This is a genomic window from Frigoribacterium sp. PhB107 (assembly GCF_003751515.1).
Classification (GTDB): domain Bacteria; phylum Actinomycetota; class Actinomycetes; order Actinomycetales; family Microbacteriaceae; genus Frigoribacterium.
The window spans coordinates 78,471-98,265 of sequence record NZ_RJKU01000004.1; the positions used below are offsets into that span (position 1 = coordinate 78,471).

A 19,795-nucleotide genomic window follows, 5' to 3' on the forward strand; every position below is an offset into this window, starting at 1 on the left:
CACGAGGAGGCGGTGGTTGGATGGAGCCATGACTCACGACCCCAGCACCAAGCCCGAGATCGACGCCCCCACCGCTCCTGCTCCCGCCGAGCTCGAGATCACCGACATCACGGTCGGCGACGGCGACGAGGCCCAGTCCGGCTCGACCGTCAACGTCCACTACCTCGGTGTCGAGTTCGACTCCGGCGAGGAGTTCGACGCGTCGTGGAGCCGCGGCGAGCCCATCAACTTCCCCCTCGCGGCCCTCGTCCGCGGCTGGCAGGAGGGCATCCCCGGGATGAAGGTCGGCGGCCGCCGCCAGCTCGTCGTCCCGCCCCACCTCGCCTACGGTCCCGTCGGCGGCGGGCACCCGCTCTCCGGCAAGACCCTGATCTTCGTCATCGACCTCCTCGGCGTCAGCTGATGACGGCCCCCTCGATCGGCCTCGCCGACGGCCGGACCATCCCGGCCCTCGGCCTCGGCACGTACGGGATGGACGGCGACGAGGGCGCGGGCCAGGTCGCCACGGCGATCGAGTCCGGCTACCGCCTCCTCGACACGGCCCTCAACTACGGCAACGAGGCGGCGGTCGGCGAGGCCGTCCGCCGTGTCGACGTGCCGCGGGACGAGCTCGTCGTGACGTCGAAGCTGCCGGGCCGGCACCACGGCTACGAGGAGACGCTGGCGAGCTTCGAGGAGACGCGCGGGAACCTCGGCCTCGACTTCGTCGACCTCTACCTGATCCACTGGCCGCTGCCGCGGGTCGACAAGTACGTCGACTCGTTCCGCGCGTTCGTCAAGCTGCAGGAGGACGGCCTCGTCGGCAGCGTCGGCGTCTCGAACTTCACCGAGGAGCACCTGCAGCGCGTCGCCGACGAGACCGGCGTCGTGCCCGTGGTGAACCAGATCGAGCTGCACCCGTACTTCCCCCAGGCGGGGATGCGCGCGGTGCACGAGCGCATGGGCATCGTCACCGAGAGCTGGAGCCCGCTCGCCAAGCAGAGCGAGCTGCTGCAGGAGGCGGTGGTCACCGAGATCGCCCGAGCCCACGGCAAGACGCCCACCCAGGTCGTCCTGCGCTGGCACGTCCAGCTCGGCGCCGTGCCCGTGCCCAAGTCGGCCGACCCCGGCCGTCAGCGCGAGAACCTCGACGTCTTCGACTTCGAGCTGTCCGACGACGAGGTGGCGCGCATCAGCGGCCTCGAGCGCGGCCGGCTCTGGGACGGCGACCCCGAGACGCACGAGGAGTTCTAGCTCCGCCTGCGGTCTCGACCCGCTCGGCTCGACACGCCCGCGTCCTCCTCGGAGGGCGCGGGCGTCGTCGCGGGTGGGGCGGAGGCGCGCCCGGGCACAGGTAGACTGGCGTGCCGTCTTTTCCCGAGGGGTGGAGCAAACCTGGTGTCATCTGAGCTCGAGCGCGAACGCGCCTACGTGGCCACGCTGTACGCGCGTCTGGACGAGTTGAAGGCCGACGCCCGCGTGCGGCTGGAGAGCACCCGGCGAGAAGCCGTGGGCGGCAACCACCAGAGCCGCAGCGAGCGGGACGCGTTCGCGAAGCTCTACGAGGACACGATCACCCAGCTCGGCGCCGTCGACGAGCGGCTCGCGTTCGGCCGTCTCGAGCTCGAGCGGCCCGACGAGACCGGCAGCGCCCTCCGCTACATCGGCCGGGTCGGCCTGCGCGACCGGCAGCACCACCCGATCCTGCTCGACTGGCGGGTGCCCGGCGCGAGCGCCTTCTACCAGGCGACCGCGGCGACGCCGATGGGCGTCCGGGCCCGCCGTCACCTCACGCTCGCCGGCCGCGCCGTCACCCGCCTCGAGGACGAGGTCTTCGACCCCGACCTGCTCGACCGCGACGACGTGCAGCTGCAGGGCGAGGGCGCGCTGATGGCTGCCCTCACGGCCCAGCGGACCGGCCGCATGACCGACATCGTCGCCACGATCCAGGCCGAGCAAGACCGGATCATCCGGTCCGAGCTCGACGGGGTCCTCGTCGTCCAGGGCGGGCCCGGCACGGGCAAGACCGCGGTCGCCCTGCACCGCGCCGCCTACCTGCTCTACTCGCACCGCGACCGCCTGCGCGGCTCGGGCGTGCTCATCGTCGGCCCGTCGCGGTCGTTCCTGCGGTACATCGAGCAGGTCCTCCCGTCGCTCGGCGAGAGCGGCGTCGTGCTGTCGAGCCTCGGCGGGCTCTACCCCGACCTCGAGACCCAGGTCGACGACGCCCCGGACGTCGCGGCGCTCAAGGGCTCGGCCGAGATGGCCGAGCTGATCAAGCGGGCAGTGCGCTCGCGGCAGGTCCGGCCGACGCAGGCGACCACGATCGACATCAACGGCGAGCGGCTCGTCGTGCAGCCCGAGCTGATCGGCGACGCCATGCGGCGCGCACAAGAGCGGGGCAAGCAGCACAACCTCGGCCGGGTCACCTTCAACAAGGCGGCGCTCTCGGCGCTGACGCGCCTGCTCGTGTCGCAGATGCGCGAACACGGCACGACCGTCGACGAGTCGGACGAGGCGGTGCTCCGTGAGGACATCCGCCAGTCGCACGACGTGCGGGTGCTGCTCAACACCGCGTGGATGCCGCTGTCGGCCGAGAAGCTCGTCGAGGACATGTTCGCGCGCCCGAACTGGCTCGCGACCATCACCCAGCGCTGGACGCCGGCGCAGCGGGCCCTGCTCCAGCGTCCCCGCGGCTCGCAGTTCACGATCTCCGACGTGCCGCTGCTCGACGAGGCGGCCGAGCTGCTCGGCGAGTTCCAGGCCGGGGTCGACCCCGACAAGCTGGCCCGCAAGCAGCAGCGCAAGCGCGACATCGAGAACGCCGAGCGCGCCATCGAGAACATGGGCGTCGAGGGCATGGTGTCGGCCGAGCAGATCGCCGGCGGCTTCGCCGAGCGCGCCGCGTCGATGACCACGTCCGAGCGCGCCGCGGGCGACCGCACCTGGGCCTTCGGGCACGTCGTGGTCGACGAGGCGCAAGAGCTCTCGCCCATGCAGTGGCGGCTGCTGTCCCGCCGCTGCCCGCTGCGCTCGTTCACCGTCGTCGGCGACATCGCCCAGGCGTCCAGCCCGGCCGCCGCCTCCTCGTGGGACAGGGCGCTCCAGGCCCTGCTCGGCCGTCGTCGCGGTTCGAGCGTCGCCGGCACCACGGCGCCCTGGCGCCTCGAAGAACTCACGGTCAACTACCGCACGCCGAGCCAGATCGTCGAGCACGCCGAACGCCTGGCCGTCGAGAACGGGCTGACCATCACGGCGAGCCGGTCGGTCCGGTCGAGCGAGTGGCCGGTGCGCGAGATCGCGGTGCCTGGCCTCGCCGCCGCGGGCGACAGCCGGGGAGGCGCGGCGCACGACGCCCTCGTCGCCGCGGCCGTCGAGGCGGTCGCCGCCGACCGCGGCATCGACTCCGAGGGCACGCTCGCGGTCATCGCGCCGCAGCACCTCGTGGCCGACCTCGTCTCAGGGCTCGACCCGCTGTTCCCCGGGCAGGTAGCGCCGGGCACGGCGTCGCTGACCCGGCCGATCTCGGTGCTCAGCCCCGCGACGTCCAAGGGCCTGGAGTTCGACAGCGTCGTGCTCGTCGATCCCGAGGGCATCCGCACCGGCGCTGCCCGCGGCGCGGCGAGCCTCTACGTCGCGATGACCCGGCCCACGCAGCGCCTCACGGTCGTCGGCTAGCGCCGGCGGCCCGGGCCGCCGCCTCGACCCGGTCGTGATGGGCGCGCCAGCCCTCGTCGTCCCGGTCCGGGACGTTCGGGTCGGCCGGTCCGTTGCCGAGCCTGCCGTCGACGAGCTCGCGGACGAGGTCGGCGTGGCCCGCGTGACGCGCGGTCTCGACGCACAGGTGCACGAGGATGGAGTGCAGCGTGACGTCGCGTCGGTCTGCCGGCCACCACGGCACCACGCCGGGGGAGTCCAGGTCGAGCGCCGCGACGGTCGCGTCGGCGTGGTCGGCCGAGTGCCGAGCGAACGCGACGATCGCCTCCCGCGTCTCGTCCTCGGTCGCCCAGAGGTCCGCCTCCGGCTCGCTCGTGTCCGTCAGCCACGGCATCTCCTGCGACGACGGCCGGTCGAAGACCTCGCCGAGGTAGCCGAGCTGGACGCTCGCGACGTGCTTGACGAGGCCGAGCAGGTTCGTGCCGCTCGCGACGAGCGGACGCCGGGCGTCGTACTCGTCGAGCCCGTCGAGCTTCGCCAGCAGGTCGGCGCGCTGCTTCGAGAGGTAGCGCTGCAGGGTCTCTTTCTCGTCCATGCCCCCAGCGTGCCGCGTCCCTGCCCCTGCCGCCACCTCTGCCGGGACGCTCAGCGGTAGTCGGGCGGCCAGCCGAACGCGGGAGGCGCGGTCACGGTCTCGCCCCGGGGCGCGAGCACGAGCGCGACGTCCTCGAAGTCGCTCAGCCGGATGCCGGCCGGGTCGCCCGACCAGCGGCTCCCGTCCACGAAGGCGGTCAGCTCGAGGCCGTCGTCGGGTCCGAGCGAGCCGATGCTCACGGCGTCGAGGTGCACGTCCCACTCGGTGAAGAGCTGGCCCAGCACGAACGACTCCCGTCGGGGCGACTCGACGTGCACGATGCCGGATGTGTCGTGGGTGTGCAGGGGAGCGGCGAGCTTCGTGTCGGCGTCGTGCCCGATGTCGCCGGGGATCGTCACGGCCTCGCCGTCGACCGTGATCGAGAGGTGCGTGTGCACGTGCATCGCGAGGTCCTCGCCCCAGACGTTCTGCATGCCCGCGAGCTCGGCACGGCCGAGCCGGTCGCCCACGGCGGGCACGGGCCAGGGCGGGGCGTTCTGGGCGCCGACGACCCGGGACGGCTGCGCCGATCCGACCAGCCCGATCCCGACGGCACCGCCGATGACGACGAGTGCGGCCACGGACGCGAAGACGGTGTCTCGAGAGGGCACGCGACTAGGCCCCGTGGCCCGGCGCGGTGGGGTCGTGCGCGGCGCCGCGCTCGCCCTCGCCCTCCGCGTCGCTCACCTCGCGCACCCGGTCGACGAGCTCCCGCCAGGGCCCGGTCACCTGTTGCTCGGGCAGCTTGGCCTTCTTCGCCGGCGACGTCTCCGCCGAGATGACCCACACGAAGCGGTCGGGCTGCACCGGCTGGGTCGGGGCGGGGGCCTCCGACCAGGGCACGAGGTCGAGCAGCACCAGCCAGGACTCGGTGTCGGGTTCGGCAGCGACGTCGACCTGCCAGGTGCGGGTGAGCCCGGCGAAGCCGCCGGACCTCTGGACGGTCACCATCATGGCCGCGATGCTACTCCGCGGCGCCGAGCTGCCGAGGGCGTGAGGTCCGGCACTCGGGGGACCAGGACTCAGGCTGCCGGCTCGACGCCCACGCCCACGCCCACGCCCTGCCAGCCTGCGGCCGTGGCCCGCGCCTCCTCCGAGTCGGCGCCGTACCGGGCCGCCGCCGCTGAGACCGTGGCTGCGGCGAACTCCGCGAAGGAGGCAGTCGGCGACAGCTCGCCGCCGACCAGCGTGTCGTACCAGACCTGCCCCGCCCGCTCCCACGCGCGGCCGCCCAGGGCGTCGGCGACGAGGAAGAACGCGCGGTTGGGGATGCCCGAGTTGAGGTGCACGCCCCCGTTGTCGTCGGTCGTCTCGACGTAGTCGTCCATGTGCGCCGGCTGGGGGTCCTTGCCGAGCACGTCGTCGTCGTACGCCGTGCCCGGCGCCGACATCGATCGGAGCGCGCGGCCCTCGACGGCCTCGGTGAAGAGCCCCTCGCCGATCAGCCACGTCGCCTGCTCGGCCGTCTGGTCGAACAGGTGCTGCTCGACGAGCGCCCCGAAGACGTCGCTGACCGACTCGTTCAGGGCGCCCGACTGGCCCTGGTACTCGAGGTTCGCCGTGTACTGCGTGACGCCGTGGGCCAGCTCGTGGCCGATGACGCTGACCGAGGCGGTGAAGCGGCCGAAGACCTCGCCGTCGCCGTCGCCGAAGACCATCCGCTCGCCGTTCCAGAACGCGTTGTCGTAGTCCTGCCCGTAGTGCACGGTCGCGTCGAGGGGCAGGCCCGCGCCGTCGATGCTCGACCGCCCGTAGACCTCGCGGAACAGCGCGTGCGTCGCGCCGAGGGCGTCGTACGCCTCGGTCACCGCGACGTCGTCGCCCGCGGGCTCGCCCTCGCCGCGGACCCGCACCCCGGGCAGCTGCTCGGTGCCCTGGGCGTCGGAGATGGTGCGCTCGACCTCGGCGCCCCGGGCGACGGCGCCCTGCCGCACGGGCGGCGCCTCGCTGCGGGCGGCACGCACCTCGTCGATCTGCAGCAGCCCGTGCCGGGCCGCCTCGGGGGCACGTGCGAAGCGCTCGGTGTCGGCCGCGGCGAGGTGGGCGAGCAGGTACGGGGGCACGATGTAGCGGGTCATGGACAGACTCTGTCACCGGCCTCCGACATCGGGGCCGTCCGTTCACACGATCGTCACGAGCGGCTGGCCCACACGGCACCGCCGCCCCCAGGAGGTGCGGCGCGGCCTCCGCGAGCCGGTAGCGTCGACCGGATGACCGCCTCCGACGCCTCCGCCCTCGTCGACCGCATGATCGCCGTCGTCCCCGACTTCCCCGTCCCCGGGATCCTGTTCCGCGACGTCACGCCGCTCTTCTCCGACGCGGACGCCTTCGCCACCGTGACCGCCGCCCTCTCCGAGCCGTTCGACGGGGCCTTCACCGCAGTGGCGGGCATCGAGGCCCGGGGCTTCGCGCTCGCCGGCGGCATCGCGATCGAGCAGGGCGTCGGCGTCCTCACCGTGCGCAAGGCCGGCAAGCTGCCCGGCGAGGTCCTGAGCGAGAGCTACGCGCTCGAGTACGGCGAGGCGACGCTCGAGCTGCGGCCGAGCCAGCTGCCCCCGGGCACCCGGGTGCTGGTCGTCGACGACGTGCTCGCCACCGGCGGAACGGCCGACGCGACGGTCACCCTGCTCGAGCGGGCGGGCTACGAGGTCGTCGGCATCGCCGTGCTGCTCGAGCTCGAAGGTCTGCCCGGCCGCGAACGCCTCGCGTCGCGCATCCCCGTGCACGCCCTCGGCGGCGCTCCCGCCTAGGGCGCGAGCCGGGCCTAGGGCGCGAGCCACCCCGGGAACAGCAGCAGCGACGCCCCCACGAGGCACGCCGCCGCGACCCCGACGAAGACGCCGACCCAGAGGACGCCGGGCACGTGGGTCAGCCCGGCGAGCTGGTCGGCGTCCGACTCGGTGCGCGCGCCGTGGCGCGCCGCTCGCCGACGACTGGACTGCAGCTCGACGGAGGCGCGGAGGGCTCCCAGGCCCAGCACGCTCATCAGCACCAGCCCGAACACTTGCTGCCACTCGACCGGCGCGAGCCACGTGACGCCCGCGACGACGGCCGCGCCCACGAGCACGACCCACAGGCCGAACCAGTTGCGGATCTGCACGAGCATCAGCGCGAGCAGCAGCAGCAAGGCCCAGAGCAACCCGGCGGCGAAGCCCGCGCCGAGCAGCCAGGAGGCGCCCAGCGAGGCCAGCGCCGGGGCGGTGTAGCCCGCGAGGAGGGTGAGGATCATGCCCGGCCCCGACCGCGGGCCTCGTGAGACGGTCAGGCCCGACGTGTCCGAGTGCAGCCGGATCCCCGTCAGCCGCCGCCCGGTCAGCACGGCGGCCAGGCCGTGGCCGCCCTCGTGCACGACGGTCACCGCGTGCCGCACCGTGTGCCAGGTGCCCGGCAGCAGCACGAGCGCGGCCCCGGCGGCGACGGCCAGCAACATCCACGACAGGGGGAGCGGGTCGGCGCGCTGCGCGACCCGGGCCCAGAGAGCGGCCAAGGAGGCGGTGGTCTCGTCCATCCCGCCAGCCTAGGAGGCGCCTCCCGGTCCTCCCTCCCCGGGGTCGACCGCCTCCGTCGTGAGGATGGTCCTCGGCTCCGGGCAGCGTGTTCCGAGCCGCAGTGCCGCACCATGGACGGATGCGCCGCGCCGTCCTCCTCCTCTTCAGCCTCGTCTACCTCGCCGGGGTGGCGTGGATGACGCTGCGCCCGTCGGTCTACGGCGACGGCACGTCGGAGCTGCTCTGGCGCGCCCTCGACTTCTTCGGCCGGCACGAGGAGACGAGCTGGATCACGTTCGCCAGGGTCGAGGCTGCGGCGAACGTCGCCATGTTCGTGCCCATGGGCATGTTCCCCGCGCTGCTCCTCCCGAAGCGCGCCTGGTGGGTCGGCGTCGTGGTCGGCTTCGCCGCGAGCTGCGCCATCGAGTTCTACCAGGCCACAGCCCTCTCGTCGACGCGGTTCTCCGACCCGCGGGACATCCTGATGAACTCGATCGGCGCGGCGATCGGTGCCGCGTTCGTCGGTCTCGTCCTGCCGAGCAGCCGCCGGTCGCGAGCCCGGCGTCGCTCACCTCGTCCGGCACCCGTCTGGTAAGCTCGCCAGGTTGCCGTCTGAACGGCCGCGGAACAAGAGAGCTCGCACATCCTGTGACGGGCGCCGCGCAACGAACTGGAAGGGGATCCTGAATGGCACTCGCACCTGACGTCAAGACCCGGATCATCGAAGAATACGCGACCCACCCCGGCGACACCGGATCCCCCGAGGTCCAGATCGCCGTGATGACGCAGCGCATCCTCGACCTGACCGAGCACCTCAAGGAGCACAAGCACGACCACCACTCGCGTCGTGGCCTGCTCCTCCTCGTCGGCCAGCGCCGTCGTCTCCTGGGCTACCTGTCCAAGGTCGACATCGAGCGCTACCGCACGCTGATCGGTCGTCTCGGCCTGCGTCGCTAGTCGACCTCGCCGACGACCTCCGGGTCTCGACTCCGGCCCCCGTCCTGCTCAGCAGGGCGGGGGCCGTTCTCGTCCTGCCTGCAGCCCGGACGCGACGGAGACCGGAGAGGCCGGCTCAGTACCAGTTGTTCCGGACGAAGAAGCCCCAGGCGCCGCACGGCGTGCCGTACCGGTCGGCGATGTAGCTGAGGCCCCAGTCGACCTGGGGTCGGTAGTTCGTCCGCCAGTCCAGCCCTGCTGAGGCCATGAGGCTCCCCGGGTTCGCCTGCGGGATGCCGTACGTGCCGCTCGTGGGGTTCTGCGCGTTCGTCCGCCAGCCCGACTCCTTGTTCCAGAGCTGCACGAGGCACGTGTACTCGGACCCCGTGCCGATCTTGGACGCCGCGTAGGCCTTCGCGCCCGCCGGGTCGTTGACGACGCCGGCCGGGGGAGCAGGAGCAGGAGCAGGGGCAGGAACAGGGGCTGGCGCGGGCGCAGGTGCGGGCGCCGGCGCTGGCGCGGGCGCTGGGGAGGGTGCCGGTGCCAGCACGACGGCAGGCGGTGCCGTCGTCCCGGCTCCGCTGCCGCTCGAGGCGGCTCCCCGGTCCGCCGCTGCGGCGCCCGCCTGCTCGGTGCTGGCGCGGACCGCCGCGTCCCGCCGGGCCGTGCGCTCGGCGTCGGGGGTGCTCTGCCGCAGCGCGGCGAGACGCGAGTAGAGCTCGTCGGTGCGGCTCGTCGCCGACGCGACCGCGCCGTCGGCCGCGGCCTGGGCGGAGGAGGCGGCCGACGCCCCCTGCGCCGCCTCCGTCGCGAGGCGCTCGCGTTCCGCGCGTGCGGCCTCCGACTGGTCGCGGAGCGAGGCGAGCTCGTTGCTGCTCGTCGTGGCGTCCGCCAGCACGACCTGCCAGCGGTCCCCGAGCTGGGTGAGGGTGCCGAGCTGGCGCAGCACCTCGTCCGGGTGGTCCGAGCCGAGCAGCACGCTGATCGTCGACGCGCCGCTGCCGGCGCGGGCCAGGTGCGCAGCGAGCTGTCCCGCCTGCCGGTGGGCCGCCTCCTCGGTCGACTCGGCCTCGGCGGACCGTGTGTCGAGCTGGTCCGAGAGCGCCGCAGCCGCGGCGAGGGCGTCGGCGGCCCGGGTGCTCGCGCCCTCGGCGACCACGGCGCGCTCGCTCGCGTCGGCGGCGCCGGCCTCCAGCTCGTCGAGCGAGCCGACGACCGTGTCGATCTGCCGCTGCACCGACGAGGCGTCCCCGGTCGGCGCCTCCCCGGCGACGGCGGGCAGGCCGGGGGCGAGCACGAGCACGGCCGAGCAGGCGACCGCGGTCGCGATCGCGACCGCGGATGTCGCGCGCGTCCCGGCCGCGCGCGTCCTGACGGGGCGCGGGCGGCGAGGTGCGTGCATCCGTCGACCCTAGCCGGGGCTCCGGCCCGGGGCGCCGCCCCGAGAGGGGGTCGCCTCCCTGGTCCCCGAGGGGCCGGGTGCTAACATCGCCCTCGGAGCAGGCCGGTCTGGCTGCTGGTCGCCGGTGGTGACAGGCGGAACGCCCCGACACGTGCACGCAGGAGAGTCCCGAGCACGGGGTCGCGGGGCGGGTCCGACCGTTTCTTCCGCTGACCAGACGTGCCGCCGCCTCCGTCGCGTTGCTGCACGTGCGTGTCCTCACGCCGTCCTCGCCGCCCGCTCCCGATGCACATCGATGCCCACACGGGGCCTCGATGCAAAACAAAGAGGAGTAGCCCCCACATGGAGGGTCCAGAGATCAAGTTCGGCGAAGCCGTCCTCGACAACGGCAAGTTCGGCAAGCGCACCATCCGATTCGAGACCGGCCGTCTCGCCCAGCAGGCTCAGGGAGCCGTCGCTGCGTACCTCGACGAGGACACGATGCTCCTCTCGGCCACCAGCGCGAGCAAGAAGCCGAAGGACAACTTCGACTTCTTCCCGCTCACCATCGACGTCGAAGAGCGCTCGTACGCCGCGGGCAAGATCCCCGGCTCGTTCTTCCGTCGTGAGGGTCGCCCCTCCACCGAGGCCATCCTCGTCTGCCGTCTCATCGACCGGCCCCTGCGTCCCTCGTTCGTCGAGGGCCTCCGCAACGAGGTCCAGGTCGTCATCACCGTCCTGAGCATCGCTCCCGACGAGTTCTACGACGCTCTGGCCATCAACGCCGCCAGCGCCTCGACCCAGATCTCGGGCCTGCCCTTCTCCGGCCCGATCGCCGGCGTGCGCCTCGCGCTCATCGGCGACCAGTGGGTCGCGTTCCCCAAGGCCTCGCAGCTCGAGGAGGCCGTCTTCGACCTCACCGTCGCCGGTCGTGTCGTCACCGACGCCGCGGGCAACGAGGACGTCGCCATCATGATGGTCGAGGCCGAGGCCACCGAGCACGCCTGGGGCCTCATCCAGGGCGGCGCCACCAAGCCCGACGAGGCCGTCGTGGCCCAGGGCCTCGAGGCGGCCAAGCCGTTCCTCAAGCAGCTCGTCGACGCGCAGTCGGCCATGGCCGCGCAGGCCTTCAAGGAGATCGCCGACTACCCGGTGTTCCTGCCCTACACGGACGAGGTCCTCGCGGCCGTCACCGAGGCTGCCGGCACCGAGCTCGCCGAGGTCTACAAGATCGCCGGCAAGACCGAGCGCCAGGACGCCGACGACGTGCTCAAGAGCAAGGTCAAGGACGCGATCTCGGCCAAGGTCGACGCGGGCGAGCTGCCCGCGGAGGCCACCGGTCAGGTCTCCGCCGCCTACAAGTCGGCGACGAAGAAGGTCGTCCGCGACCGCATCCTCACCGAGCAGGTCCGCATGGACGGCCGCGGCCTCGCCGACATCCGTCCGCTCGACGCCGAGGTCCAGGTCATCCCGCGCGTGCACGGCTCCGCCATCTTCCAGCGCGGCGAGACCCAGATCATGGGCGTCACCACGCTGAACATGCTGAAGATGGAGCAGCAGATCGACTCGCTGAGCCCGGTCACCAAGAAGCGCTACCTGCACCACTACAACTTCCCGCCCTACTCGACCGGCGAGACCGGCCGTGTCGGTTCGCCGAAGCGTCGCGAGATCGGGCACGGCTTCCTCGCCGAGCGCGCCCTCGTGCCGGTGCTGCCGTCGCGTGAGGAGTTCCCCTACGCCATCCGTCAGGTGTCCGAGGCCCTCGGCTCCAACGGCTCGACGTCGATGGGCTCCGTCTGCGCCTCGACCCTGTCGCTGCTCAACGCCGGTGTGCCCCTGCGCGCTCCGGTCGCGGGCATCGCCATGGGCCTCGTGTCCGACGAGGTCGACGGCCAGACGCGCTACGCCGCGCTGACCGACATCCTCGGTGCTGAGGACGCCCTCGGCGACATGGACTTCAAGGTCGCCGGCACGTCCGAGTTCGTCACGGCCATCCAGCTCGACACGAAGCTCGACGGTCTGCCGACCGCCGTCCTCGACGCCGCCCTGAAGCAGGCCAAGGAGGCGCGCACCGCCATCCTGAGCGTGCTCAACTCGGCCATCGACGCGCCCGACGAGATGGCCCCGACCGCGCCCCGCGTGATCTCGGTCCAGATCCCGCAGGACAAGATCGGCGAGCTGATCGGCCCGAAGGGCAAGACGATCAACTCGATCCAGGACACCACCGGTGCCGACATCTCGATCGAGGAGGACGGCACGGTCTACATCGGCGCCGTCGACGGTCCCTCGGCCGAGGCCGCCCGCGCCCAGGTGAACGCGATCGCGAACCCGACCAACCCCGAGATCGGCGAGCAGTTCCTCGGAACGGTCGTCAAGATCGCGTCGTTCGGCGCCTTCGTCTCGCTCCTCCCCGGCAAGGACGGCCTGCTGCACATCAGCGAGGTCCGCAAGCTGGCCGGCGGCAAGCGCGTCGAGGCCGTCGAGGACGTCCTCGGGGTCGGACAGAAGATCCTGGTGGAGATCACCAAGATCGACGACCGCGGCAAGCTGTCGCTGGCGCCCGTCGTCGCCGAGGAGGCGGACACCGACTCGAGCGGTGCCGCCGAGCAGTCGAACGACGAGTCCGTCGAGGTCTAGTCCTCGATCGGCAGCCAGCCGGAGCGCCCGTCCCGACCACGTCGGGGCGGGCGCTCCGTCGTCCCGTGGCAGCCCCCGAACTCGGGGTGCCGGATCTCGTAACGATCGGGTGCGGCGGCAGGCGCGCGGCGGCCTCAGCACGTACGCTTGCACCAGGAGCGAGCACGGTGCTCCCGGGCCATCTCAGGCGGCACATCGAGGTGGTCGTCCGGCGTACCCCCGCGACGATCCTCCGAGGATCGTGCCGCGAGGGGCCGGCACCTCGACCGCACGACGCCACGACCACGAAGGGCACGGAGTGACGAACACGTCGGCGGGCATCCCCGGTCCCACCACGCCCTCCGCACCTCCTGTCGACTTCCCTGCGCGCCTCCCCGAGACCGTCGGAGACGCGACCGTGCCCGTCGACCTCGGCATCATCCAGCCCCGACGTCGACTCGGGGTCTCCGACCTCCGGGTCTTCCCCGTCGCGCTCGGCGGCAACGTCTTCGGCTGGACGGCCGACCAGACCGACACCATGTCGGTCCTCGACGCCTACTACGACCACGGCGGCAACTTCGTCGACACGGCGGACAGCTACGCCGGCGGCCGCAGCGAGGTCATGATCGGCTCGTGGATGCGCTCGCGCCGATCGCGCGACGACATGGTCGTCTCGACCAAGGTCGGCAAGGGCGCGGACGCTCCCGGGCTCTCGCCGCGCTCGATCGAGCGCGCCGTCGAGGCGTCCCTCGAGCGCCTGGGCACCGACCACATCGACCTGTTGTACCTGCACGTCGACGACACCGAGGTCGCCTTCGAGCGCACGCTGCTCGCCGTCGACCACCTCATCCGCGCCGGCAAGGTCCGCTGGTTCGGCGGGTCGCACCACTCGGGCAACCGGCTCTACGAGGCGCGCATCGCCGCCGGCATGCTCGGCGTGGCCCCGATGGTGGCCCTGCAGAACCAGTACAGCCTCATGCACCGCACCGAGTACGAGAAGGGCCTGGCACGCGTCGCCGCTCAGCTGCGCCTCGGGGTCATGCCCCGGTTCGCCCTGGCCGGCGGGTTCCTCACCGGCAAGTACCGCTCGCGCTCCGACTTCGCCGGCACGAAGCGCGGCCGCGGGGTCTCCGGCTACCTGACGAAGAAGGGGCTGCGCGTGCTGCACGAGCTCGACAGCGTCGCCTCGGCGCACGAGGTCTCGACGGCGGCCGTTGCCCTGGCCTGGCTCCTGGCCAAGCCTCACGTCGTGGCGCCCGTGGCGAGCGCCACGAACGCCAAGCAGGTCGTCGAGCTCGCGCAGGCGGCCACGGTGAAGCTCACGCGCACCCAGGTGCTCGAGCTGGACCGCGTGTCCGCGTAGCGAACGATCAGCCCGGCGCGTCTCCGCCTGGCGGAACGATCAGCCCGGTCCGTGCGACGGGCCTGGTCAGCCCGACGGGCCCGACCTGCTCGACCGGCCCGGGAGTGACGGCGGGCTAGGCCGGCAGGAGGCGCTCGGCCGTCCGGCGGAGCGCCGCGGACGCCGCGATGGCGTCGCCGCAGTACGCGCCGACGAGCGCACCGTCGAGCGCCAGCAGGAAGTCGTCGGCCGCGTCGCCGGGCATCGGGTGGTCGGCGTCCTTGAACAGCTCGACGAGAGCGTCGGTGAGCCACTCCTGGTGCTCGGCCACGGCGGCGCGGACGGGGTGGGTCGGGTCGCTGAACTCGGCGGCGGCGTTCGCGAAGGCCGAGCCGCGGAAGCGAGGCGACTGCAGCGACGCGACGACCTCGTCGACGACCGCGAGGACGGTCGCGGCGCCGCCCGGGGACGCGGCGACGACGGTCTCGAGCCCGGCGACGGCACGTTCGTGCCTCACGCGGAGGTACTCGAGCACGAGGGTGTCCTTCGCGCCGAAGTGCTTGTAGAACGTGGCCTTCGTCACGGACGCCTCGGCGATGAGGCGGTCGACGCCGACGACGCGGACGCCCTCGTCGTAGAAGAGCCGGTCGGCCGTCGTCAGCACGCGGTCCCGGGCGCCGGGCGTCGTCTGGTCGGCACGGGGCCGCCCCGGGAGACGCTGGACGGCCGGAGGGGGGGAATCGACCGTCACAGCGTGGCTCCTCGAGGCATATCGGCTTGGAGCAGCGCGGGGGACGTCTGCTCCGGACCGCCGGATGACCTCCGACCAGCCGCCGACGACGAGGCAGGGGGGTGTCCCGTCGACGGTTCCCCGACTGTACCATCGCGGAGGACAGACTGAACCGTCTGTTTGTCCGCACGGCCGTCCCCCAGTTCGGGTGCCACTGCCGACGGTCGGGTGGTGCCGAGGTGCGGTCCCGTAGGCTCGACGCGATGAACGGCCCGGTCTCCCTCCCACTCGACTCGGTCGAGCTCTCCTTCCGCGCGACGGGCGACGCACTCGTGCGGCGCACCCTCCTCCCGACGGGCGTCCGCGTCCTCACCGAGCAGATGCCCGGGGCCCGCAGCGCGACCGTCGGCTTCTGGGTCGCCGTGGGCTCCCGCGACGAGCAGCCCGGCGAGCGCGGCTCCACGCACTTCCTCGAGCACCTCCTCTTCAAGGGGACGGCGAGGCGCTCCGCGCTCGACATCGCGGTCGCCTTCGAGTCGGTCGGCGGCGAGCACAACGCCGCCACCGCGAAGGAGTACACCTGCTACTACGCCCGGGTGCGCGACGTCGACCTGGACGACGCCGTCGACGTCCTCGCCGACATGCTCACGTCCTCCGCCCTCGAGCCCGGCGAGTTCGAGACCGAGCGGGGCGTGATCCTCGAGGAGCTCGCGATGGCGGACGACGACCCCGCGGACGTGGCCGGCGAGCGCCTGTTCGAGTCCGTCTTCGGCGAGCACCCGCTGGGGCGCCCGATCGGAGGATCGCCCGAGAGCATCAAGGAGGCGCGGCGCGACGACGTGCACGCGCACTACCTGGCGAACTACCGGCCCCGCGACCTCGTCGTCACGATCGCCGGAGCCGTCGACCACGACCACGTCGTCGAGCGGCTCGAGCAGGCTCTCGCGAGGTCGCCGTGGTCGACCGAGGCAGCCGCTCCCGTGTCCCGACGCTCGACCGAGCTCGTCGTGCCGACGCCCAGCGAGCCGACCCTCGTCGTGCGCCGCCCCCTCGAGCAGGCCACGGTCCTGCTGGGCATGCCGGGCATCTCCGCCTCCGACGACCGCCGCCCGGCCCTCGCCGTCCTCAACTCGGTCCTGGGAGGCGGCATGTCGTCCCGCCTGTTCCAGGAGATCCGCGAACGGCGCGGCCTGGCCTACTCGGTCTACTCGTTCGCCCCGAGCTACTCCGACGCCGGGCTGTTCGGCCTCTACGCCGGCTGCACGCCGAGCAACGTCGAGATGGTGGGGCAGCTCATGCTCGACGAGCTCGACCGCGTCGCCGACTCGGGCGTCACCGAGCTCGAGCGGGAGCGGGCGCTCGGCCAGCTCGGCGGCGCCGCCGCCCTCGCGCTAGAGGACAGCGACACCCGCATGAACCGCCTCGGCCGGGCCGAGCTGTCGACCGGAGAGTTCGTCGACCTCGACGCCTCCCTCGCCCGGCTCGGGCGCGTCGGCCTCGACGACGTGCGCGACCTCGCTCGCGAGCTCCGGTCCGGTCCCCTCTCGACCGTGGTCGTGGGCGACGTCGACGGATCCTCCTTCACGCCCCCGACGACGACGTCGGCGGCGGTCACCCCATGAGTCAGGAGACGACGGTGTCCCATTACCTGTACCTGGTCCGGCACGGCGAGCAACAGGACGCCGAGCACGGGCTCCCCGACGGCCCGCTGTCCGAGCGCGGCAAGCGACAGGCGCGCCTCCTCGCCGAGCGGCTCGGGGGAGTCCCGTTCTCCGCCGCCTGGCACTCCCCGCTCGAGCGGGCGGCCGAGACGGCGCGCATCATGACGGAGCGGCTCCCCGCCCTCGAGTCGCAGCCGTCCACCCTTCTCTTCGACTGCGTGCCCTCGGGCCCGACGGCCGACATGCCATCCGCCTACAAGCCGTTCTTCGGCGGCGTCACCGAGGACGAGATCGAGGCGGGCCAGGCGCAGATGGCCGACGCGGTGTCCGAGTGGCTGACGCCCTCCCGCGAGGATCGCCACGACCTGCTCATCACGCACAACTTCGTCATCGGGTGGTTCGTGCGCGAGGTCTTCGGGGCTCCCGACTGGCGCTGGATGGGCGTGAACCAGGCCAACGCCGGCCTGACCATCATCCGTGTCCGCTCGGCGAAGCCGCCGGAGCTCGTGACGCACAACGACCTGGGCCACCTGCCCGTCGAGCTGCGCACCGGCCTGCCGGTCGAGCAGCCGATCTAGCTGACGGGCTCGCGGGGCGCCACGGGCTTGGCGAACCAGGTCGTCGCGTTCGGGTTGTCGTTGTACGGCTCGACCTCGCGGTAGCCGGTCGCCCGGTAGAGCGCCCCGGCCGCCAGCAGGCTCTCGTTCGTGTCGAGGACGACCAGGTCCGCGCCCAGGTCGGCAGCCACCTCCTCGAGCTCGGCCATCAGCAGGCGACCGAGCCCTCGCCCGCGGGCCTCGGGGCGCACGTAGACGTGCTTGACCTCGTACCGCACCAGCCCCTCCCCGGTCGGGTCGATGCGGCGGACGCCGCCGCAGGCGAGGGCGTGCGCCGTGCCTGGCTCGGCTGCTCCGTCGTCGTCGACCTCGTCGTCGTCCTCGACGACGAGGAACGACCCGGCCGGGGGAGTGAAGGTCGCGTCCGACGGCGACGCGGTGCGGTAGCTGCCCTTCCCCGAGGGGAAGGTCTCCCGGCGCTCGGCGAAGTACGCCTCGAGCAGCTCGGCGGCGGCGGGGGACGACACGGGGACGGCACGGAACCGGGGCATGCGCACCATGCTAGGTCGGGCGGGCCCCCGGGCGCCGCCGAGTAGCCTGGAGCCCATGACCTCACAGATCGCCGTCGTCGGAGCCACGGGCACGCTCGGCTCGTTCGTCGTCGACCTCGTCCGGCGCACCCCCGGCCTCGAGCTGCACGCCGGCCTCTCCTCCCGCGACGACCTCGACGACGTGCGCGGCGCCGACCTCGTGGTCGACGTGACGCACCCGGCCGTCAGCCCGGGCATCGTCGAGCACGTCGTCCGGGCGGGCCTGCCCGTCCTGGTCGGCACCTCCGGCTGGAACGCCGAGCGGGTGGCCAAGCTCCGCACCGTCGTCGCCGACGTCGGCGGCCCCGGCGTCCTGGTCGTCCCGAACTTCTCCCTCGGCTCCGTCCTCGCGACGCGGTTCGCCACGATGGCGGCCCGCTTCTACGAGAGCGTCGAGATCGTGGAGGCGCACCACCAGGGCAAGGTCGACTCGCCCTCGGGCACGGCCGTCCGCACCGCCGAGCTCATCGCCGAGGCACGCCGCGAGCTGGGCCCGGTCTCCGCCCCCTTCTCCGACCAGCGCGCCCGCGGCCAGCAGGTCGCCAGCGTGCCCGTGCACAGCATGCGCCTCCGGGGCGTCGTCGCGAAGCAGGAGGTCGTCTTCGGCGGCGAGGGCGAGACGCTCACGCTGACGCACGACACGATCTCGCAGCGCGCCTACGAGCAGGGGCTGCTCGTCGCCATGGCCGAGGCGCCCCGGGTCGAGGGCGTCGTCGTGGGGCTCGACAGCGTGCTGCCGCTCGACTGATGAAGGGCCGCACCGCGGCGCTCGTCATGGCGCTGTTCCTCCTCCTGTACGTCGTCCTCGTCGCGCAGCGCGCGTACCTCTTCGTCATGACCGGCGAGCCCGTGGCCGTCGTGCTCGGCGTGGCGCTGCTCGTGCTGCCGGTCCTCGGGATCTTCGCCCTGGTCGCCGAGCTGCGCTTCGGGGTGCACACGCAGCAGATGGTGCGCGAGCTCGAGGAGGCGGGCGAGCTGCCGGTGGACGAGGTCCCGCGCCGTGCCTCGGGCCGGTACGAACGCGCCGCCGCCGACGCGGCGTTCCCGCGCTGGGCCCAGGCAGTCGAGGACGCCCCCGACGACTGGCGTACCTGGTTCCGGCTCGGCCTGGCCTACGACGCGTGCGGCGACCGCAGGCGGGCCCGACAGGCCGTCCGCAAGGCGTCGCGGATGCGGTCCGCGGCCTAGCGGCTGCCGACGAGCGCGTCGACCGCCTGGTCGACCGTGCGGTGACGGAAGGCGAAGCCGTCCGCGAGCAGCGCCTCCGGCACGACCTGCTGGCTGGGCAGCAGCATCTCACGACCCGCCTCCTGCATCGCCGTGCTGATGACGACCTCGGGCACCGTCAGCGCGTAGGGGCGTCCCAGGTCCTGGGCGAGCCGTCGCGTCAGGGCGTCGCTGGTCGCGGGCGTGGGGCCGGCCAGGTTGACGGGGCCGCTCAGGCTCGACGTCAGCAGGTGCACGATGGCCGCGGCCTCGTCGTGCAGGCTGATCCAGGGCCAGAACTGGTCGCCCGTGCCGAGGCGCGAGCCGAGGCCGAGCTTCGTGAGGGGCAGCAGCGGGGCCATGGCGCCGCCGGGGCCCACGACGACGCCGGTGCGCAGGTGGACGACACGGGTGGCGTCGGGCGTCGGGGCGGTCGCCGCCTCCCAGTCGGCGACGACGTCGCTGAGGAAGCCGCTGCCGCGGGGGCTCTGCTCGGTCAGGCGCTCGCCCGGGCGGTCGCCGTAGATGCCCACGGCCGAGCCGCTGAGGAACACTGCGGGCGGCCGCTCGGCGCCGGCCATGCCGTGCGCCAACGTGGCGGTGGCCGTCACACGCGAGTCGCGGATCTCGCGCTTGTAGGCGGCGGTCCAGGGCAGCCGGCCGAGGGAGGCGCCGCTCAGGTTCACGACGGCGTCCGCCCGGTCGAGCAGGGTGCGGTCGACGATCCCGGCAGCGGGCACCCACGTCGCCTCGCCCTCGTCGCGGGCCTCGCGCCGGACGAGCGCGACGACCGTGTGGCCCGCGGCCACCAGCTGACGGCGGAGCTCGGTGCCGACCAGGCCGGAGGCGCCGGAGACGAGGACGGTGAGGGAGTCGGCGGTCATGGGCCCGTCTTTCTCGAGGAGGTGCGGCGCAGGGGATGTGCGCCTCTCCGGGAGCGTAGCCGCGCCTCCTCCCGGTCGACCGGGCGCCGGCCCCTGGGCCGAGGGGCCGAGCCTGCGGCCGATCGAGGCTCGTC

Annotated in this window: 21 protein-coding genes; 12 read left to right on the forward strand and 9 right to left on the reverse strand. The window is 73.1% G+C overall.

All coding sequences use genetic code 11. The annotated features are described in order from the left end of the window. Nucleotides 1–28: 28 nt before the first annotated feature. The 3 genes from EDF18_RS15130 to EDF18_RS15140 all read left to right on the forward strand — a co-directional run bounded on the left by EDF18_RS15130 (nucleotide 29) and on the right by EDF18_RS15140 (nucleotide 3,657). On the forward strand, nucleotides 29–403 hold the full coding sequence (locus EDF18_RS15130; protein ID WP_123548736.1) for an FKBP-type peptidyl-prolyl cis-trans isomerase: 375 nt from the start codon (nucleotides 29–31) through the stop codon (nucleotides 401–403). After that, nucleotides 403–1,233, forward strand: a complete 831-nt coding sequence (locus tag EDF18_RS15135) for an aldo/keto reductase (RefSeq protein WP_199732471.1) — start codon at nucleotides 403–405, stop codon at nucleotides 1,231–1,233. The genes EDF18_RS15130 and EDF18_RS15135 overlap by 1 nt, the downstream gene beginning before the upstream one ends. A 141-nt stretch (nucleotides 1,234–1,374) precedes the next feature. Beyond that, nucleotides 1,375–3,657 carry a UvrD-helicase domain-containing protein gene (locus EDF18_RS15140; protein ID WP_123548676.1) on the forward strand — a complete coding sequence of 761 codons (2,283 nt, stop codon included), beginning with the start codon at nucleotides 1,375–1,377 and terminating at the stop codon, nucleotides 3,655–3,657. Here EDF18_RS15140 and EDF18_RS15145 read toward each other — a convergent pair. From EDF18_RS15145 to EDF18_RS15160, 4 genes are all read right to left on the reverse strand, one after another. Further along, the gene (locus EDF18_RS15145; protein ID WP_123548677.1) at nucleotides 3,641–4,231 is read right to left on the reverse strand and encodes a DinB family protein; all 591 of its coding nucleotides are present in this window, start codon (nucleotides 4,229–4,231) and stop codon (nucleotides 3,641–3,643) included. The genes EDF18_RS15140 and EDF18_RS15145 overlap by 17 nt on opposite strands. 50 nt (nucleotides 4,232–4,281) lie before the next feature. Further along, nucleotides 4,282–4,881: a hypothetical protein gene (locus EDF18_RS15150; protein WP_123548678.1), complete on the reverse strand. Its 600-nt coding sequence runs from the start codon at nucleotides 4,879–4,881 to the stop codon at nucleotides 4,282–4,284. 4 nt (nucleotides 4,882–4,885) lie between these two features. Further along, nucleotides 4,886–5,224, reverse strand: a complete 339-nt coding sequence (locus EDF18_RS15155) for a protealysin inhibitor emfourin (protein WP_123548679.1) — start codon at nucleotides 5,222–5,224, stop codon at nucleotides 4,886–4,888. A 68-nt stretch (nucleotides 5,225–5,292) separates the two neighbouring features. After that, a complete protein-coding gene (locus EDF18_RS15160) occupies nucleotides 5,293–6,348 on the reverse strand; it encodes a M4 family metallopeptidase (protein ID WP_123548680.1) in 1,056 nt (351 codons plus the stop codon). Nucleotides 6,349–6,480: 132 nt separating this feature from the next. Between EDF18_RS15160 and EDF18_RS15165 the strand changes: the two genes are divergently transcribed. Further along, entirely contained in the window at nucleotides 6,481–7,020 is a 540-nt protein-coding gene (locus EDF18_RS15165) for an adenine phosphoribosyltransferase (RefSeq protein ID WP_123548681.1), read from the forward strand. Between the two features lie 14 nt (nucleotides 7,021–7,034). On the opposite strand, the gene EDF18_RS15170 is transcribed toward EDF18_RS15165, so the two are convergent. After that, nucleotides 7,035–7,778 (reverse strand): M50 family metallopeptidase, encoded by a 744-nt coding sequence (locus EDF18_RS15170; protein WP_123548682.1) that lies wholly within the window; start codon nucleotides 7,776–7,778, stop codon nucleotides 7,035–7,037. A gap of 119 nt (nucleotides 7,779–7,897) precedes the next feature. On the opposite strand from EDF18_RS15170, the gene EDF18_RS15175 reads away from it, so the two are divergent. Continuing rightward, nucleotides 7,898–8,353, forward strand: coding sequence for a VanZ family protein (locus EDF18_RS15175; protein ID WP_123548683.1), 456 nt, complete (start codon nucleotides 7,898–7,900; stop codon nucleotides 8,351–8,353). A 92-nt stretch (nucleotides 8,354–8,445) separates the two neighbouring features. Then, complete coding sequence (rpsO, locus tag EDF18_RS15180) at nucleotides 8,446–8,715, forward strand: 30S ribosomal protein S15 (protein WP_056262814.1); 270 nt, start codon at nucleotides 8,446–8,448, stop codon at nucleotides 8,713–8,715. A gap of 115 nt (nucleotides 8,716–8,830) precedes the next feature. Here the strand turns inward: rpsO and EDF18_RS16175 are convergent, their stop codons facing one another. Next, nucleotides 8,831–10,096 carry a hypothetical protein gene (locus tag EDF18_RS16175; RefSeq protein WP_148050110.1) on the reverse strand — a complete coding sequence of 422 codons (1,266 nt, stop codon included), beginning with the start codon at nucleotides 10,094–10,096 and terminating at the stop codon, nucleotides 8,831–8,833. 342 nt (nucleotides 10,097–10,438) lie between these two features. Here EDF18_RS16175 and EDF18_RS15200 point away from each other — a divergent pair, with 342 nt between their 5' ends. Beyond that, nucleotides 10,439–12,712 (forward strand): polyribonucleotide nucleotidyltransferase, encoded by a 2,274-nt coding sequence (locus EDF18_RS15200; protein WP_123548687.1) that lies wholly within the window; start codon nucleotides 10,439–10,441, stop codon nucleotides 12,710–12,712. A 298-nt stretch (nucleotides 12,713–13,010) separates the two neighbouring features. Further along, a complete protein-coding gene (locus EDF18_RS15205) occupies nucleotides 13,011–14,054 on the forward strand; it encodes an aldo/keto reductase (RefSeq protein ID WP_233569199.1) in 1,044 nt (347 codons plus the stop codon). Between the two features lie 115 nt (nucleotides 14,055–14,169). On the opposite strand, the gene EDF18_RS15210 is transcribed toward EDF18_RS15205, so the two are convergent. Then, nucleotides 14,170–14,784, reverse strand: coding sequence for a TetR/AcrR family transcriptional regulator (locus tag EDF18_RS15210; RefSeq protein WP_123548688.1), 615 nt, complete (start codon nucleotides 14,782–14,784; stop codon nucleotides 14,170–14,172). 242 nt (nucleotides 14,785–15,026) lie between these two features. Here EDF18_RS15210 and EDF18_RS15215 point away from each other — a divergent pair, with 242 nt between their 5' ends. Then, on the forward strand, nucleotides 15,027–16,385 hold the full coding sequence (locus EDF18_RS15215) for a pitrilysin family protein (protein WP_123548689.1): 1,359 nt from the start codon (nucleotides 15,027–15,029) through the stop codon (nucleotides 16,383–16,385). 14 nt (nucleotides 16,386–16,399) lie between these two features. Next, entirely contained in the window at nucleotides 16,400–17,002 is a 603-nt protein-coding gene (locus EDF18_RS15220) for a histidine phosphatase family protein (protein ID WP_123548739.1), read from the forward strand. Here EDF18_RS15220 and EDF18_RS15225 read toward each other — a convergent pair. After that, complete coding sequence (locus tag EDF18_RS15225; RefSeq protein ID WP_123548740.1) at nucleotides 16,999–17,532, reverse strand: GNAT family N-acetyltransferase; 534 nt, start codon at nucleotides 17,530–17,532, stop codon at nucleotides 16,999–17,001. The genes EDF18_RS15220 and EDF18_RS15225 overlap by 4 nt on opposite strands. A 55-nt stretch (nucleotides 17,533–17,587) precedes the next feature. Here EDF18_RS15225 and dapB point away from each other — a divergent pair, with 55 nt between their 5' ends. Together dapB and EDF18_RS15235 are read left to right on the forward strand one after the other, a co-directional pair. Then, nucleotides 17,588–18,319: a 4-hydroxy-tetrahydrodipicolinate reductase gene (gene dapB, locus EDF18_RS15230; RefSeq protein ID WP_123548690.1), complete on the forward strand. Its 732-nt coding sequence runs from the start codon at nucleotides 17,588–17,590 to the stop codon at nucleotides 18,317–18,319. Further along, the gene (locus tag EDF18_RS15235; RefSeq protein WP_123548691.1) at nucleotides 18,319–18,759 is read left to right on the forward strand and encodes a hypothetical protein; all 441 of its coding nucleotides are present in this window, start codon (nucleotides 18,319–18,321) and stop codon (nucleotides 18,757–18,759) included. Before dapB ends, EDF18_RS15235 begins: the two co-directional genes overlap by 1 nt. Here EDF18_RS15235 and EDF18_RS15240 read toward each other — a convergent pair. Next, complete coding sequence (locus tag EDF18_RS15240) at nucleotides 18,756–19,661, reverse strand: TIGR01777 family oxidoreductase (RefSeq protein WP_123548692.1); 906 nt, start codon at nucleotides 19,659–19,661, stop codon at nucleotides 18,756–18,758. The two genes, EDF18_RS15235 and EDF18_RS15240, sit on opposite strands and share 4 nt — an antisense overlap. Nucleotides 19,662–19,795 lie beyond the last annotated feature (134 nt).